The sequence below is a fragment of the Blautia aquisgranensis genome, from assembly GCF_040096615.1.
Lineage (GTDB): Bacteria > Bacillota > Clostridia > Lachnospirales > Lachnospiraceae > Blautia_A > Blautia_A aquisgranensis.
On the sequence record NZ_JBBMEJ010000028.1, the window covers coordinates 1 to 16656 of the forward strand.

12 protein-coding genes and 1 pseudogene are annotated in these 16656 nt (G+C 34.2%); 11 read left to right on the plus strand and 2 right to left on the minus strand.

Features of this window, described 5'->3' with window-relative positions; translation table 11 throughout:
- Positions 1–249 precede the first annotated feature (249 nt).
- The 9 genes from WMO28_RS15625 to WMO28_RS15665 all read left to right on the plus strand — a co-directional run bounded on the left by WMO28_RS15625 (position 250) and on the right by WMO28_RS15665 (position 9254).
- Positions 250–1329 carry a glycosyltransferase family 4 protein gene (locus WMO28_RS15625; RefSeq protein ID WP_349057579.1) on the plus strand — a complete coding sequence of 360 codons (1080 nt, stop codon included), beginning with the start codon at positions 250–252 and terminating at the stop codon, positions 1327–1329.
- A 20-nt stretch (positions 1330–1349) separates the two neighbouring features.
- Positions 1350–2513 carry a glycosyltransferase family 4 protein gene (locus WMO28_RS15630; protein WP_349057580.1) on the plus strand — a complete coding sequence of 388 codons (1164 nt, stop codon included), beginning with the start codon at positions 1350–1352 and terminating at the stop codon, positions 2511–2513.
- A 95-nt stretch (positions 2514–2608) separates the two neighbouring features.
- Positions 2609–3121, plus strand: coding sequence for an acyltransferase (locus WMO28_RS15635; RefSeq protein ID WP_349057581.1), 513 nt, complete (start codon positions 2609–2611; stop codon positions 3119–3121).
- A gap of 12 nt (positions 3122–3133) precedes the next feature.
- Positions 3134–4318, plus strand: coding sequence for a glycosyltransferase (locus WMO28_RS15640; RefSeq protein WP_349057582.1), 1185 nt, complete (start codon positions 3134–3136; stop codon positions 4316–4318).
- Positions 4318–5514 carry an O-antigen ligase family protein gene (locus WMO28_RS15645; RefSeq protein WP_349057583.1) on the plus strand — a complete coding sequence of 399 codons (1197 nt, stop codon included), beginning with the start codon at positions 4318–4320 and terminating at the stop codon, positions 5512–5514. The genes WMO28_RS15640 and WMO28_RS15645 overlap by 1 nt, the downstream gene beginning before the upstream one ends.
- Positions 5462–5974, plus strand: a complete 513-nt coding sequence (locus WMO28_RS15650) for an acyltransferase (protein WP_349057584.1) — start codon at positions 5462–5464, stop codon at positions 5972–5974. The genes WMO28_RS15645 and WMO28_RS15650 overlap by 53 nt, the downstream gene beginning before the upstream one ends.
- Before the next feature lie 22 nt (positions 5975–5996).
- Positions 5997–7520: a lipopolysaccharide biosynthesis protein gene (locus WMO28_RS15655; RefSeq protein WP_349057585.1), complete on the plus strand. Its 1524-nt coding sequence runs from the start codon at positions 5997–5999 to the stop codon at positions 7518–7520.
- Positions 7517–8212 carry an acyltransferase gene (locus tag WMO28_RS15660; protein ID WP_349057586.1) on the plus strand — a complete coding sequence of 232 codons (696 nt, stop codon included), beginning with the start codon at positions 7517–7519 and terminating at the stop codon, positions 8210–8212. The genes WMO28_RS15655 and WMO28_RS15660 overlap by 4 nt, the downstream gene beginning before the upstream one ends.
- A gap of 1 nt (position 8213) precedes the next feature.
- A complete protein-coding gene (locus WMO28_RS15665) occupies positions 8214–9254 on the plus strand; it encodes a glycosyltransferase family 2 protein (protein WP_349057587.1) in 1041 nt (346 codons plus the stop codon).
- A gap of 102 nt (positions 9255–9356) precedes the next feature.
- On the opposite strand, the pseudogene WMO28_RS15670 reads toward WMO28_RS15665, so the two are convergent.
- Positions 9357–10067: pseudogene (locus WMO28_RS15670) on the minus strand (ATP-binding protein); the annotation flags it as partial.
- Between the two features lie 95 nt (positions 10068–10162).
- A complete protein-coding gene (tnpC, locus tag WMO28_RS15675) occupies positions 10163–11263 on the minus strand; it encodes an IS66 family transposase (protein WP_349057588.1) in 1101 nt (366 codons plus the stop codon).
- Positions 11264–11574: 311 nt separating this feature from the next.
- On the opposite strand from tnpC, the gene WMO28_RS15680 reads away from it, so the two are divergent.
- Entirely contained in the window at positions 11575–12177 is a 603-nt protein-coding gene (locus WMO28_RS15680; RefSeq protein ID WP_349057589.1) for a VanZ family protein, read from the plus strand.
- A gap of 161 nt (positions 12178–12338) precedes the next feature.
- Complete coding sequence (locus WMO28_RS15685; protein WP_349057590.1) at positions 12339–16481, plus strand: hypothetical protein; 4143 nt, start codon at positions 12339–12341, stop codon at positions 16479–16481.
- Positions 16482–16656: the final 175 nt, after the last annotated feature.

Sequence of the window (16656 nt, forward strand, 5' to 3'; positions counted from 1 at the left end):
TGAGGCTGAGCTTCTGGCAGGTTAAAATGGGGAGAATTTTCTCATTTTAACTTGTACTAAATCTTGACATAGGACCAACGATTATAAAGATAAAGCAGCAGATTATATTTTAAATAGATATGATTGGGATAAAGTAGTAGATCAAATGCTGGAAGTATATAGTGGAAATGTTGTGGAATATGAGGATATTTTGAAAAAATATACGGCAAAAAATTAAATTGCAATATGTGGGGAGCAGGAGACTAACAAATGAAGGAATATAAAAATGTGGATTTTTACATTAGTAGCCTTTCTGGTGGAGGGGCGGAACATGTATTAATTAATTTGGCGTCTTCATTTTCAAAAATGGGTAATCAAGTGAGCATTACCTCATTGGAGAGAAGAAAACAGTTTTATAAAATTGATGATAATATAGAAGTGATTCGCTATGATCATACAAAGGATAATGCAATTATCGGAATTATAAAGGATATTATTAGCGTAAGGCGGCAGCTTAAAAGTAGAATAGATACAGATGTTGCTGTTTCATTTCTTGGTAGAACTAATATTGTGCTTTCAATCGCATCAATGGGAATGAAGAAAAAAGTGGTAATTTGTGATCGGAATAATTTGGCAAGGAAATACTCGAAATGGGTGTTTCTGTTGTTGTGTATGATTTATTCCTTGGCGGATGAACTGATTGTTCAGACGAATGAAATCGTTCAGGTTTATCCGAAATTTCTTAGAAAGAAAATTAAGGTTCTGGAAAATCCGCTGGATTTCAAAGAAATGGATGAACAGTGCATTGGAGAAGTAGAAAAGACAAATACGATAATATCAGTCGGAAGATTAGAACATCAAAAGGATTATAAAACGTTAATAGCAGCATTTTCTGAAGTTGCGGATGAGCACAAAGATTGGAATGTAAAAATATATGGAAAGGGTGATATGGAAGGAGAAATCCAAAAATGGATAGATCAGGCAGGAATGACAGAGAGAATTACGCTTTGTGGTGTAACGCACACTCCTTTTCTTGAAATGAAAAAATCAAAAATATTTGTTCTTTCTTCGTTTTTTGAAGGATTTCCCAATGTGCTTTGCGAGGCTATGTACGCTGGCTTGCCATGTATTGCAACAGCATGTCAAAGTGGACCAAGGGATTTGATTCAAGATGGAGAAAATGGTTTGTTGGTTGAAGTTGGCAATATTCACGAAATGGCTGAAAAATTGGATTTGCTCATGAATAGTGAGAAAAAGAGAGAATCATTGGGGAAAGAAGCATATAAAAGAATTTTGAGACTGGATAGTAAGAGTGTTTGTAAGCGTTGGCTAGACACTCTAGTAAGCTAATGGTGGAAGGGCAGAAAGCAATGTTGAAAAAAGAAAAAAGAGTATTTATTTTAGGAGCTCCAGGGTTTCCACGTGGATCAGCCGGTGCAAACTATGATCAGTATTTGGCTTTAGCATTGTTGAGAGCCGGTTGGCGGGTTATTATTTTAGGTAAGGGTGTGAATAGACCGGAGGATAAGATAGGTAATACATATATATATAAGGATATTGAATATAGAAATGAGAAGCCAACAAAAATCGAAAAATATGGAATGACTCGAAGATTTTATGTTGAAATGTATAAAGAATATAAGATGACTCGGGACGATTATTATATTCTCCATGATATTGGTTGGAGGGCACAGAGTTGGCTCGCTCAGAAAATTGGAACGGAGCATATGTCTTATATTCATTACGAAGACCTACTTCCAATTCAATACAGGCATCACTTGGTAAACCCACGATATTGGGGGATGATTTTTAAATGGAAATTTAAATTAAAGGTTGTTCCGAAAGCATTTCCAATAAGCGAGAAACTGCAATCTGTTGAAATGGAACATGGATGTAAATATACGTTGATTCTTCCAATAATGTCTGATCCAGATGAGTTTGGTGAAGCAAAACGGATATTTAAACCAGAATTATTAAAGTTTATATATTCAGGAGCAAAGGCTAACACGCATGAAGACGACTTATCACTGCTGTTTCAAGCATTGCAGATGTTAACAGATGACGAAAAGAAGAAAATCGAAATTCATATAACTGGCATGAGTAAAGATAAGTTGGAAGAGAAAATAGGAAATCCAGAACTATTAAAGGGGCTTACTGTGGAAGTTCATGGTTGGATGAAATATAGTGAATTGATAGAGTTATATAGAGAAATGGATTTCCTTGCGCTTCCGCGTTTTAAAAACGGAGTGACGGAGGCGAATTTCCCAAGTAAAATTCCTGAAAGCCTTTCTTTTGGAATCATTCCAGTTTGTTCAAAAGTTGGAGATTATACAAGAACGTATTTGGAAGATGGATATAATAGTTTTCTGTTTGAAACAGGAAATGTAAATGCATGTGTGCAGTCCCTTAGAAGGGCACTCAATATAACTGAAGAAGATTACTTGAAAATGAGAAAAAATGCAAGAAGGACAGCTGTAGAGAAGTTTGGATATAAAAATTGGTCTGAGGAAATTTCTCTTTTTTTGAAAAAATAAGGAAAGATAATATATGTGGAGAGATCTTAAAAATAAGATAATTGGTCATGCAGATGTATTTTTTACTCCCCTAAATAAAATTGTAATAAAGGTTAATGGGGGGGTACGGGACACATCTGAAAGTTAAAGGTATACTTCGGATTCATAATCCTAAGGGAACAATTATAATTGGAAATAATGTTCGGATTAATTCGGCTGAGTGGGCAAATCCAATTGGTTTTACAGGACGAACAAATTTTAAGGTAATTAGTACAGGCACTATCAAAGTAGGTAATGATGTTGGAATTTCATGTGCATCGTTTGTCTCAAATTCGGAGATTACAATTGGTAATCGAGTGCTTATAGGAGCGGGCGTCAAAATATATGACACTGATTTTCATTCACTCAATAAAGAAGAAAGATTTGCCACAATGCGAAAAGTGGAGAATATAAATACCAATAAAATCTCAATTGGGGATGACTGCTTTATCGGGGCTGGAACGATGATTTTAAAAGGTGTTCAAATAGGAGATAATGTGGTTGTAGGTGCCAATAGTGTTGTGACAAAAAACTTAGAAAGTAATGCTATTTATGCGGGTAATCCGGCGAAAATGATACGAAAAATATAGAAAGGCAATTAGATGAAGTTATTGTTTGTAATATGTAATTTTGAAATTGGCGGTACACGTCGGAGTTTATTGAATCTTCTTTCGTATATGTCATCGAATTACGATGTTGACTTAGAGCTATTAGTATTTTCACCATATGGAGCATATAAGGATATGGTGCCTGAAAAAGTAAAGTTGATAGAAGGAAATTGGCTCATGCAAGGGCATTTTTCTGAGAAAAAAACTATTAGCCATAAATACAATTTGATGTTGAGTAGAGCAATTGGTTCGGTTGGAAAAAAGCTAATAGGAGAAGATAGATTTTGGGATTTTATTCTAAGGGATTTTGCGAATAAAAATATTGACAGTGGCTATGATGCTATAATAGGATTTCAAGAGGGATTTAGTAATTTCTTCACTACTTTTACATCAATTGAACCTCGATTTGTTTGGATGCATAATGATTACAATAATATTCCACAATACAGAACTCGAAGCGCAGAGGCATATTCTAAAGTAGACCGCTTTTTCTTTGTTGCAGAGACGGCAAGGAAATCTTTTGCTAGAGCGTACCCATCGTTGAAAAATAGGATGGCGGTAATAAAAAATATAGTGCCTATAGACGATATAAGAAAAAAAGCACAGGAAAAGATAAATGAAGACTATTATCAGGAAGATAGGATAAACATAATTTCTGTTGGTAGAATTGAAAAGCAAAAAGCATTTGAGAGAATCGTTGGAATTCTTAATATATTAGGAGAAAAGAAAAATAGAATTAATTGGGTTGTTATTGGCGATGGTAGCCAAAAAAGTCTGATTGAGAGTAACTTGGAACAGCGCGGATATAAAGATATAGTACATTTTATAGGAACCCGAAATAACCCATATCCATATATGGCTCGGGCAGATTTATATGTATTAACATCAGCATATGAATCTCAACCTATGGTAATTATGGAATCTTTAATATCTGGAACACCAGTAATTAGTACAAATTTCGACTCAGCATACGAATTGCTTGAAAATAAGAAATATGGACGTATATGCGAAAATTCTGAAAAAGGAATTGCGAGTATACTTATAGATATTATCAATAATCCTGGAATAATGGAGCAGATGAAACAGCATACAAAAGAATTTTCATATGATAATGATGTAATAGTACAACAAATTTTTAATGAGATAAATAAAAGTAAATCACGGAAAAGGGTAAATTAATGAAAATCAGCAAGTTTAGTCTTAAATATTTTGTTATGATGGCAATAATTATTTATCCGATTGGATATTTTTACTTTGCTCCATATCTTAGGAGCATATATAGATATGGAAAATGGGTTGTCATTGCTTACGGAATTTTATTGATGGTAAAAAGAGTGTATAATCCAAGCAAAATTGTATCATTAATAATAGCTCTTGAGGTGTATCTAGGAATAATTACCATAGTGAGAGGCGGAAACATATCAACTTGGATGAACTATGCACTTCCTAACATTGCAATGGCTTTTTTAGTTGATTTTGGGATTAAAAAAAAGCCAAAAGTGGCAATCAAAGCAGTTGCTCTTATAGGCATGTTTCATTTGCTTATAAACAATTTATTGGGTTATGTATCTAGTAATGGAATGAACTGGTATTGGTTAGGGCTACGTGTGAGAATTGCTTCATATGCATTTCCTGTTATTGCGGTTCTGATGATTGCACTTTTTTATTTTAAGAAAAGTAGAAAATGTAAAATAATATGGTTGATTTCCTTCCTAGTTTCCTTATTGGCTAGTATTCAATTTTTCTTGAAAGAGCAAGTTGCGACAGCATTGGTTACATTGGGAGCTTTTGTCATTTATTTTTTACTTTTCTGTTTTATGGAAAAATTAACATCGAAATTTGCGCCAAAGGCCTGGTGTGTAGAGATTGTAATTAACATTGGAATAGTATTTTTTGGTATTCAATCTAAATTTGCATGGCTGATAGAAGGCATATTAGGAAAATCATTAACATTTACTGGACGAACGACAATTTGGAATTCAGCATTTGGGCAAGCGATGGAGCATTGCATATTTGGATCTGGAATTGGCACGGCAAGGGTGTTTAATGATAATGGAGTTACCTATGAGCACAATCAATTACTCAACATGTTTTATACTGGTGGATTGATTGCGCTTATGTTGTTTTTAATTATTTTATTTATTAGCATAAAAAGGGTATGTGATACGAAGCGGAGCATACTCAATAAGATTATGGCATCAATACTTTTGGCTTGTTCGATTGAAATGATCACTGAGCATCCATTTGAAAATGCTCTTTTTATTTCAGTTTTAGTAATTGCTTATCACAGTACATGGATACATGAAATATTGGAGGACGGTAATGGCGATAATAAGAAGTGCTCTGAAAATTTGCTACTACAAGATAAAATATAGAGCCAAATTATCTTGTAATATATACCAGGACTGGAGTGGATTAAGAATTAAGCTTAATAACCACGGAAAATTAAAAATTGGGAAGAGATTGAAGACTAGAGGGCAGGATAATATTTTAATAGAAGGAGGAAAATTGCAAATTGGCGATTATTGTTTCTTCAATTATAATGTTTCGATAACGTGTAAAGCGCATGTTTTGATAGGAGCGCATGTTCAAATTGCAAATAATGTAGTTATTGTGGATCATAATCATGACTATAAGAATAAAGGGTTTGTTTCCAAGCCTGTTTCAATTGATGACAATGTTTGGATTGGAGCTAATGCAGTTATTCTTCCAGGCGTAAGTATTGGAAAATTTGCGGTGATTGCGGCTGGATGTGTTGTGACTAAAGATGTTCCAGAGTATGCAATTGTTGCAGGAGTGCCAGGAAGAGTTATAGATTATTATAAAAAGTGTTAGAATTGAGAGGCGTGGCGGATAAATGAAATTTAAAAGAGGATTCTATAATATAGTTTTTGGGTTTAGTACGCAAATAATAATATTAGCATTAGGAATTATTGTTCCAAGACTAATTTTGGTAGGATATGGTTCTGAAACTAATGGTCTCTTGAATACTGTAACACAAATATACAGTTACGTTGCTTTGCTCGAGGCTGGAATTGGAACGGCAACGATTCAAGCGTTATATGGGCCAATAACAAAAAATGATAAGAACAAAATATCTGGCATACTTGTTGCAACGAGAATGTATTACCGTAAGATAACATTTTTCTACGGTGTGTGTGTTATTGTATTGTCTATTATCGCGCCATTTGTCATCTCATCAAGTCTTGATAGAAAAATAATTTCTCTCGTTGTTTTATTTAATGGTTTGGCAGGAGTAATTTCTTTTTATTATGTCGCAACATTCAAACAACTTCTTATTGCAGAAGGTAAAAATTATATAACTTCAAACATAACATTTATAGTTCAAGTTTGTTCTTATATTGCCAAGATTACATTAGCTAATTTACAAGTGAATGTTGTATATCTTCAGCTATCTTATTTGCTGATTAATGTAATGCAAGTCATAATTTATAAAGTGTACTTTGATAGAAATTATAAGTGGATTGATTATTCAGCAAAACCGAACAATCACGCCTTGAAGCAGAAAAACGCTTTTCTTGTCCATGAGGTTACATTGACTGTTTTTAACAGTACAGATACTATAGTATTATCAACAATGTGTGGATTAACGACAGCTAGTATATATGCAGTGTATAATCTTGTCTTTTCAGGACTTCAAACATTGATTAGCACACTTTTTAATAGCATTAAATTTTCACTAGGACAAACATACCATGAGGATAGAAAAAAATATATTAGTTTGAATGATGCGTTTGATAGTTTTTATTTGGTTTTTGTTTTTTCACTGATTAGCGTTTGTTATATATTAATATTACCATTTATATCATTATATACAAAGGGTGTATCAGATGCAAATTACATAGATGATAAGTTACCTATGCTTTTTTGTATGATTCAACTTCTGTCTGCAAGTCGTGCAGTTTCTAGTAATTTGATCAATGTGGCACAGCATGCAAAACAAACTATGTGGAGATCTATATTGGAAGCTGCTATAAATATAGTTGTGTCTGTTATATTAGTTGGAAAAGTAGGAATTTATGGTGTGCTATTAGGTACAATAGTTGCACTTTTGTATAGAACAAATGATATGGTCATTTATGCCAATACTAAGATTTTGAATAGATTACCAATTCGGACATATTTAACCTTGGCGGTAAATTTTGCGATGTTCTTTTTTATAATGATTTTTAACAATTTGATTGAAATTAAAATTCAAAATTATATTGTTTTTGTCGGATATGGAGTTATTTTAACAATTATCATGTTTTTGATATATATGACAGTCAATGTTGTTACCAATTCTAGTTGCCGATATTATACTATGGTCTTGATTAATAGAATAAGTGGAAGGAATGAAAGGAGACGACATAAATCGTGAAATGTAGCAAAGGGCTTCTCATGCTTTGGAAAAATCAGGTTAGTATTATAAAAACATTATATGTTAATTTTAGAACGCTCAATTTTGGGGATGCTATAAGACTTCCAATAGTAGTATCAAGACATGTGAAACTTAAAAATTTAAAAAAGGGATCGATTGTTCTTGAACAAAAACCGAAAACATTTATGATTCAATTTGGCTTTGGGGGATCGGAAGATCTGTTTTATTACAATTCTAAAAAAAGTTTATTAATGATTCGTAATGGCGGCCAAATTGTTTTTACTGGATCAAAAGCAAGGTTTTCTCCCCATTTTTCTATTTTGGTCGATTCATCGATCTTTGAAGTTGGAGAAGGTTTTACTTGCAATAATGGTTGTTCATTTTCAAGTTTAAATGGAATTAAATTTGGAAATGATTGTTTAGTTGGTGGAAATGTTATTATTCGAGATTCAGATGGTCATAGGGTTTTTTGTGATGGAAAATTAAATCATTCAATTCGTTCTGCAAAAGTTGAAATTGGAAAACACGTTTGGATTTGTAATAATTGTAGCATTCTAAAGGGTGTAGTGATAGGCAATAATAACATTGTATCATACAACACGACATGTATAAAATCCATACTGGATGAGAACTGTTTGATTGGAGGTCATGTGGGAGTAGTATTAAGACATAATATGAGTTGGGAGAGATAATATGAAAGAAAATGAAAATTTTGAATTGGTAAGTGTTATTGTTCCGATTTATAATGTAGAACAATATTTGAATAAATGTGTTAAATCTATATTATCACAGACATATAAGAATTTGGAATTAATTTTAATTGATGATGGATCAACAGATAATTGTGGAATGCTTTGTGACAACTATAAAAAGAAGGACTCTAGAATTATAGTGATTCACAAAAGAAATGGTGGATTAATTTCAGCATGGAAAAAAGGGCTTGAATATGCTACGGGTAATTTGATTGTATTTGTTGATAGTGATGATTGGATTGATACTACGCTAATAGAATGTCTTTACACCGAGTATAAAAGAACGAATGCAGATATTGTTTGTTGTTCATACTATCATGAGTTTTCAAATAGCTCTATACCAGATCATCATAGTATTCCAGACGGTGTTTATCATAAAAACGAGATTATAACGGATATTTTTCCCAAATTGATAAATGATGGAACCCCACTTGGAAGAGGAATTCGAATTAGCCGATGGGGGAAAATTCTAAAAAAAGATCTTTTAACAAAAAATATTCACTGGGTGGACGATAGAATTACAATTGGTGAAGATTTAAACATTATGTTTCCTGTAATTGTTGAAGCCAATTGTATTTCGGTTTTAAATTCGGAGTATTTGTATCATTATAGAGCTAATGAGAACTCTATGATGAAAAAGGTATCGAATAAAATGTTTGAAAAGGCAGCGCTGTTATATGAAAAAGAAGCTGAAATAGCGAAATGCTATCAAGAAAAGTATGATTTTTTTTATCAGATTCAAAAAGATTTTTGCGACCTTTCGCTTAATATTTTTATGAAGGAATATAAACAGAGTGGCACATTTAATAATTATTATGTGGCACGTAGATCTGAATATTATTTAAAACTAAAAAGTGCAATGGAACCGAAAAGATATTCTGGAAATAAAAAGCTACTGGCAATAGCAGTAAAGAGTAATAAGTTGGTTTCAACAATTGTTGTTGCATTTATGAAAGCTATGTTTTTCATAAATAGAAAATGAAGTATTGCGTGGTATGAATATTCGTGTGCGATGAAATCGCACTTCCGGAAATTTGGGAATCAGATGTCCGGAAGTGGAAATCACCTGTGTAATCATGCGAGTTTACTCGCGTAATGCTTTATCCAAGCCATATACCTCACGCATTGATTTATCATGTTCAGCATCTATGCTTGTGATATTTATTCGGTAACTGTCATGAGCAATACGGTCAATGATTGCATCTGCCAGAGGACTGTCACCACCGCCGAGCTGCTCATACCATTCCTCAAATGCATACTGGGAGCAGAAAATCGTTGAAGATTTCTTACGTCTCCTATGAAGCAGTTCGAAGATATCCCTTTGTTCTACATTCGTCGGTTTCAAGAGAAGCCACTCATCCAGAATCAGGACAACTGGATTTGCATACTTCGCCATGACTTTTTTGTAGTTACCATCTGTTCGTGCTGTCTCCAGATCAATAAGCAGATCAGGGAGACGGACATATCTGGTATTGAAATACTGCTTACAAGCCTCCATGCCAAAGGCACAGGCCATATAAGTTTTACCGCAGCCTGTAGCACCGGTGATAAAAAGATTCCGGTGTTCATATATATATTCGCAAGTTGCAAGTCGGTTAATAAGACCCTTGTTAAGCTTGCGTCCGGAAGTGTAATTGATATCCATGATACTTGCTTCCGGTTGGTCGAATCCAGCATTACGGATCAATCGTTTCTGACGATTATTCTTACGATTGCTGTATTCGATGTCCACCAGCATACCAAAACGGTCCTCGAATGGTACGTCTTTAAATTTCGTATCATCCAGCTGGTTGCGGGTAAATCCTCAAACATGAGTACTGGACAGCAAAAATCCCCGCATTTTCAGCGGGGATTGAGCGGATCTTGTAAAAATAATAAATGTATTAAAAATCAAGATTTTTTGTATTTACTTGGACATTCTTTCTGAACCTTGGGTGACCATGGAAGAAGATCATCAAGAAAACGAAGGTCTTTGTCATCCATGTGCTGTGGAATTTCAGTGAGCAGCAGGTTGAAATATTCGAAAGTATTTATCATGTTTGCTTTTGTAGTTTCTACCAGACTATACAGGATCGCACTTGCTTTTGCCCCGTTAGAAGATTCAATCAGTACGAAGTTTTTCCGGCCAATAGTAAAAGGCCGGATCGCCTGTTCGGCATAGTTGTTATCCATTGGTACATGACCATCAGATAAAAAGACACGAAGGTAATCTTCCTGATTTATGCTGTAAGCAAGAGCCTTTCCAATCGTGCTGTTATGGGTTACCTGGGAGTATTTCTGTTTTGCCCATGCGAAATAAGCCTCCACTTTTTCTAAAAGAACAAGCTGACGCTGCTTTTTGCGGTCTGTAACTGAGAGATCATCGAAGGTATTGTCGATGTGCATGATCTCTGTGATCATACGGTATGCTTCCTGGGCAATCGATCCTCTGGCAGTGTCCTGACCGACAGACTTTATGAATTCTGCAAAAGGTCTTCTGGCGTGGACCCAGCAACCTGCGACTTTAAGATCCCGGCGTTCTTTTGCAAGCCTGTGATAGACCTGGTATCCGTCTGTGACCACAGTTCCGGAAAAAGTCTTCAGGAATTCCCGGGGATGTTCCGAATGACGGGAAGGCTGCCAGTCAAAGAGAACAATAGGATGTGTGCCACGCAGAGGCCGGTTCCGGTAGACCCACATATAGGTTTTCTTACCGTTTTTGATCTTTGCATGGTCGATCTGCATGACTTTTACCGGTGATTCATCGGCATGTATCACTTTGCTGTCGTAGATCATTTCGTGGAGACGGTCATAGATCAGGGACAGATATACATCGGTACTTTTGATCACCCAGTTTGCCATGGTATTTGAGGAAAGCTGGATGCCATTTGTCTTGAAAGTCTTTGACTGCCGTTCAAGAGGTAATGCATTGGTATATTTACCGTTGATGATAGAAGCGACCAGTGCAGGAGTAGCGATACTGTTGAATATTCTTGTGACTCGAAATCGCAAATCCGTAAATTTGGGAATCAGGGTTCCGGTACCCGGGAATCACCTTTTTGTGCTTGATTACAGTTTCTATTTCTATGGGAATATTTGTCAAGGCCTTGCCGCATCTGCGGTGCGTAGCAGCCTTTACAAATATCCCTGTAGAAATTATGATTCAGTATGCACAAAAGTGAATCTAAAAAGTGATTTCCATATCGCCGGACAGCTGATGGAAACTCATCCGGAATATTCAATCAAGGCTTTTGTTAAACTTGCACTAAAAAATAGAGAAATTATTAATGATTTAGAGTTTGACATTATAAGAAGGTGATGCTTTGGAAGTAATAAAATCAATTATATCTAATGTTTTAACTGCATTGTACCAGCCTTTTTGGTATGCAGTACTTTCATCGGTTCTTCTTGGGTTTATTTATCTTTATGCTTACAATCCTGTTGAAAGTGGAAAAGGGTTGAAAAAGGCAATTAAAGGTTGGGCGGTAGAATTTAAAACTTCTATTTTCTTTCGCAAGCTTTTCATTCTTTTCTTCTTTTCAGTAATGATTTTATTTAGAACATTGATTAATAGAAAAATGTGGGCAAATCCATTATCGAATGTTATGGGGGACTGGTGGATTTGGGGAGAAAAAAATGGAGAAAAGCAGCTGACAACAGAGTGTTTTGAAAATTTGATACTGATGCTACCGTTTATATTTGTATTGTTCTGGACGTTTGAGGAAAAAGTGGAAATGACAAAATTGCGAAAAACGGTTTGGAATGGTTTGAAGATTTCATTTATAATATCGTTCACAATTGAGATGCTTCAACTTTTTCTAAGATTGGGAACATGGCAATTATCAGATATTTTTTATAATACGTTAGGTGGAGGTATTGGAGGTCTGTTATACTATGTGTTTTACAAAGTGAGACAAAAATCATGATAAGTGGTAGAAGATAAAATCGTAGCAGCAGGAGAGCGTTAAAAATATACTACATAAATCTTTACATGCCTCTTTATATTAATAATATTAGAACAATGTAGTTCCCAAAGTTCAGTATTCAACTTAGGGGATTTACAATTATTATAAATGGGGGAATAAGCGTGAAAAAAAGTGTAAAAAGAAAAACGGATAGATATATTCAGTTTAGAAACAGGACAAATAGTGCAAATTATAGAGATAAGAAAGCAATCATTGCTCAATTCAACAAAAGCGTTAGGGAATATAAGCGCTTTTCGGAAGTTTATAGTGCTGGAGACGAAGAATTGGCATCTGCTAAATTGCATGATGCTGGTACAGATTTATATATGTGCTGTGAATGGGCTTTGAAGAATTATCTTTATAGAATGTATGATGAGCAGTTTGTTACTCATATAATTTCTTCCATTGTAAGGGAACATAAAATTGATCAACTTAGTACTAAAACAGCTACTATAGGATTTTTGTTGGAGGAATTGGAAGATATTGGAATTCCATCGCCAGTTGTAATAGGCATTAATAGTCGGAAGATAATTGAGAATGCCCAGATCGTGAATAATGGCCCTAAGCATGACAGAAAGATACCAGATCCCAATCGGTACAAAGAATCGCTGGAAGAAGTGCGTAAGATCATTAAAAATTATGTAGATGAAAATGTGGAATTGGAACTTATAGATGACTCTCTTTATGGAGGTGGGAAGGCGTGGTATGAAATACTTGAGGATACGTCTGAATTTAATTCAGCTTATTCTTATGTTCTAATTACAAGGAGAATAGATTCAAATGATATCAGGGGACTATTTTCTCAAAAATGGGATCTTGTAATTGATATGGATCCTGACAGTGATATTAATGGTCTTGCATATAAGTATACAGATATAACGGGTATTGTTCCGACAGTGTGTACTTTGGATGCTATTAATGCGAGAAGAAAGTTTTCCTTCTCGCATCGACCTTACTGGATTATGGCAAATGGAACTTCGGATGTATCTGATTCAGTAGTTGATCCCAAAAGATGGGGAACTGCTCATGGTAAATATTTATCAAGTATTCTTGAAGAATTTCATAAAGAATATTCTAAACCGGTTAAAGCATTTGTTTATCCGTTAGAGAATGAGAGAAATCTCAGAAAAATAGTAGATACATTCAATGATGTATATGATAGTGGAGATGAGATTAATTTTTGCGTGTTATCAGCAGATAGTGAATATAATTCTATTGATGATGAGAACTTTAAAATATCCACTTTGAGTATAGAAGAATTTGCTGAACATTTAGAAAAATATAATTTGAATAGTAAATTTATTTCAGGTCTTATTAAAAGAGAACTTCCAGCGGAAAATGGTAAGAGAGTTTTAATTGATGAGAATTTTGCTACTGTGCTCAAAGATTCTTTCGATACGGTGTTTATAGATATTGATCAGGAAGATGAGCTGGATTCAGAGAAATGTAATAGAATAGATTTTTATAAGGGTATTCAAGAAATTAGTTGGTATGGATTGAGAGAACATTTTGATGTTATTCAACCAGAACAGAGGAAGATAGTAGATAAGATTACTCAAGATATGAAAGATCGAGGCCGACTTCTTAGGAAAGTGTATTATGTTCCAGGAATAGGTGGGACAACTTTAATGCGTCGCCTTGCTTGGGAATTTAGAGAGATATATCCAACGTTTATTCTTAATCGACTCAATGAACAAACTGGCAAGAATTTGCAGAAAATCTATGATCTTACACATTGCCCGATTCTGATTTTTGCTGATAATAATTTCATAGAATTTGATGAAGTAAAGAATCTTCAAGTGGAGCTTAAACGTATGGGATTTGCTTTTGTTATTTGTTATTTTCAGCGAAAACTTAAGGGGATTCATAATGAAAATGAAGGAAGTGTATACACGATAGTTCGTGACTTCGGCATTAGAGAAGCAAGGCAGATGAAAATTAAACTTCAAGATCTTGTCTGTGACAAAAGCGTGAAAGAAAATTTTGACAAATATATTAATGAGAGCGACGATTATGATAGACTTCCGTTTGTTCTTTCGATGTATGCTTTTGATAAAGACTTTCAAGGAATTAAGCCGTATATAGCAAATTTTCTTGAAAGGATGAATGATCAATCAAAGAAAATATTATTTGCTTTATCGTTGGCAGATTATGGTAATGTTTCTATAGATATACAATATTTTATGAATCTATTTAATGATGAGTCTGTTGATGAATTTTTATTAAAAGAAAGTCCAGGTATTAATGAACTGGTGCGGATGGAAGATATATCTGGGAAAAACTTTATACGGATAAGGTATCATCTGTTTGGTGAAGAAATACTGAAACAAATGTCAAATGGAAGGAATGCAACAGAAATATCTTTTCTGAATCTTGTAGATAATATTCTTGGATTTATTGAGGATTCTAGAAGTAATAGATTCAACATTAATCAGGATACATTGAATCTTTTAAGGAGTCTTTTTATTACAAGAAAAGCGGATGTTAATGCAGAAAAACCGATATTTTCAACATTGATTATGAAGCTAAGAGAGGAGCATAGAACATCTTTTGATGGAAGTTACGATTCATCGACTGATGCCATAGTTAGGATATTTAATAAATTGGTTGAAGTATATCCGGAAGAGCCACATTTTACAGCACATCTGGCAAGATTTTATTTTTACATAGACAAGAATTATGAAAAGGGATTTCGCAATATAGATTCTGCAATAGAATTGTCAGAAACAGAAATGGGGCATGTAGATCCACTTTTATATCATATGAAAGCAATGGGATATTCGTCTAGGATAACGAATATTTACAGAAGAGATATCTTGTGGAATTTTAAGGATAATCCTCAATACGATACTTCTGAACTGAGGGAGAAAATACAGGAAGACGCAGAGAGTGCTTTCAAATACTTTAAAATTGTTCGTGATAGTAATATTGGTGTTGCTGGACATGTATCAGAAATAAATCTATGTATACAAATTGCATACCTTGCTAAAAATATGCTTGATGAAACGGATAACTTTACAGAATATCTTACATCTGACAAAGGCAAATGGGCAATGCAATACATTGATAGAGCTGAAACTCTGTGGGATGAGTGTAAACAGTTGATTTCTGATTCGGCATATGAAGATTTAGATGGAATTGAAGAAAGATTGCATTCGTTAACTGTTTCAGTTGAAGATAGTATAGATATCTGGAAAAAATATATTGAGAATGCCGGGAATAAGAATTGCACACAGGCCAGAAGAATTCTGGCAAGATCATATCTGAAGATTGCGGAACAGACTAAAGATTCAGAAAATAAGAAAACTCTTTATACAAAGGTCATCCAACTGATGGAAGAAAATATTTCAGAGGAAAATCAGCATGTAGGAAATATCAGGATATGGTTTGATTCTATTAAACGAATTGAAGTTGAAAATCAAGATATGCTTATTCAGGATGCAATAATTAAACTTAACAGATGGGTTAATCTTACGGATTCTGTTGACGCTCATTATTATAGATTTATTCTGAAATTTATTCAGGCGATAGAGGGTAGCACACTTGCAGAAGGGGAATTGCCTAAGCTCTTGAGAGAGCTTAAACATACAGCAGCAAATAAATATAACAGGACGGTACCTCAGCACTGGCTTTCTAAAAATGGGAAAGGTATTAATGCTTTAATAACAAATAATAGGAATCGTAGAAATGCTGTTCCAGAAGATGAAATGTCAGAAATATTGTTGCCTTTTATTGGCAGAATTAGTAATAATTATGTTAATGACAGTCATGCTTATATAAACTGGCATGGAGTAGATGTGTATTTTAATCCATCTGCTACTAAGGGAGAAATTAGTAAAATTAATATTGGCCAGAGAGTGAGATTTGGCTTAGGGTTTAGTTATGATGGGCCTAGAGCATATAATAGCTCAATAAAGCTTTTAGGAAAAGATGAGTTTGTAGAAGTTAAAAGAGAAATAGAGAGTGGTATAGCTGTAAAGTGTGAAGTGACCAAGAATGTTACACATTATGTACAAGTTAGGATTATAGGTTTTTCTGAAATAGGAAGTATATACGTAAATGAACTGGTAGAACCGTACTCAGCTAATAATAGACCAGACATAGGTACTATTCTTGATGGAAAGATATTGATGAAGAAATTTGATAATGCAAAACATTGTAATGTTTGGCAGATTACAATGAATATGAATGACATAAAAGAAGAGTCAAAAGAAGAAACTGCTATGGCCCAAGCTATAAGACTTAGCGGAATAAAGGTTCGATAATATATTGGATTATGTTTTTGGGATAATTTATTTGAGAAGATGAATTTGGATCATCTACGATGTGGTTCTTTCTGTACAGAAAAATGTGTACAAGCTAAATTTACCTTGAGATACTGGGAAAAAGAGGATCGGAGCAATATGGAGTTATATCATGCAAGCAAACAGATAGTTCAAT

What these genes read in the sequence shown, in the direction of transcription:
- WMO28_RS15625 (WP_349057579.1), top strand. Translation starts at nt 250, where the DNA reads ATGAAGGAATATAAAAATGTGGATTTTTACATTAGTAGCCTTTCTGGT.
- WMO28_RS15630 (WP_349057580.1), top strand. Translation starts at nt 1,350, where the DNA reads ATGTTGAAAAAAGAAAAAAGAGTATTTATTTTAGGAGCTCCAGGGTTT.
- WMO28_RS15635 (WP_349057581.1), top strand. Translation starts at nt 2,609, where the DNA reads ATGGGGGGGTACGGGACACATCTGAAAGTTAAAGGTATACTTCGGATT.
- WMO28_RS15640 (WP_349057582.1), top strand. Translation starts at nt 3,134, where the DNA reads ATGAAGTTATTGTTTGTAATATGTAATTTTGAAATTGGCGGTACACGT.
- WMO28_RS15645 (WP_349057583.1), top strand. Translation starts at nt 4,318, where the DNA reads ATGAAAATCAGCAAGTTTAGTCTTAAATATTTTGTTATGATGGCAATA.
- WMO28_RS15650 (WP_349057584.1), top strand. Translation starts at nt 5,462, where the DNA reads ATGGCGATAATAAGAAGTGCTCTGAAAATTTGCTACTACAAGATAAAA.
- WMO28_RS15655 (WP_349057585.1), top strand. Translation starts at nt 5,997, where the DNA reads ATGAAATTTAAAAGAGGATTCTATAATATAGTTTTTGGGTTTAGTACG.
- WMO28_RS15665 (WP_349057587.1), top strand. Translation starts at nt 8,214, where the DNA reads ATGAAAGAAAATGAAAATTTTGAATTGGTAAGTGTTATTGTTCCGATT.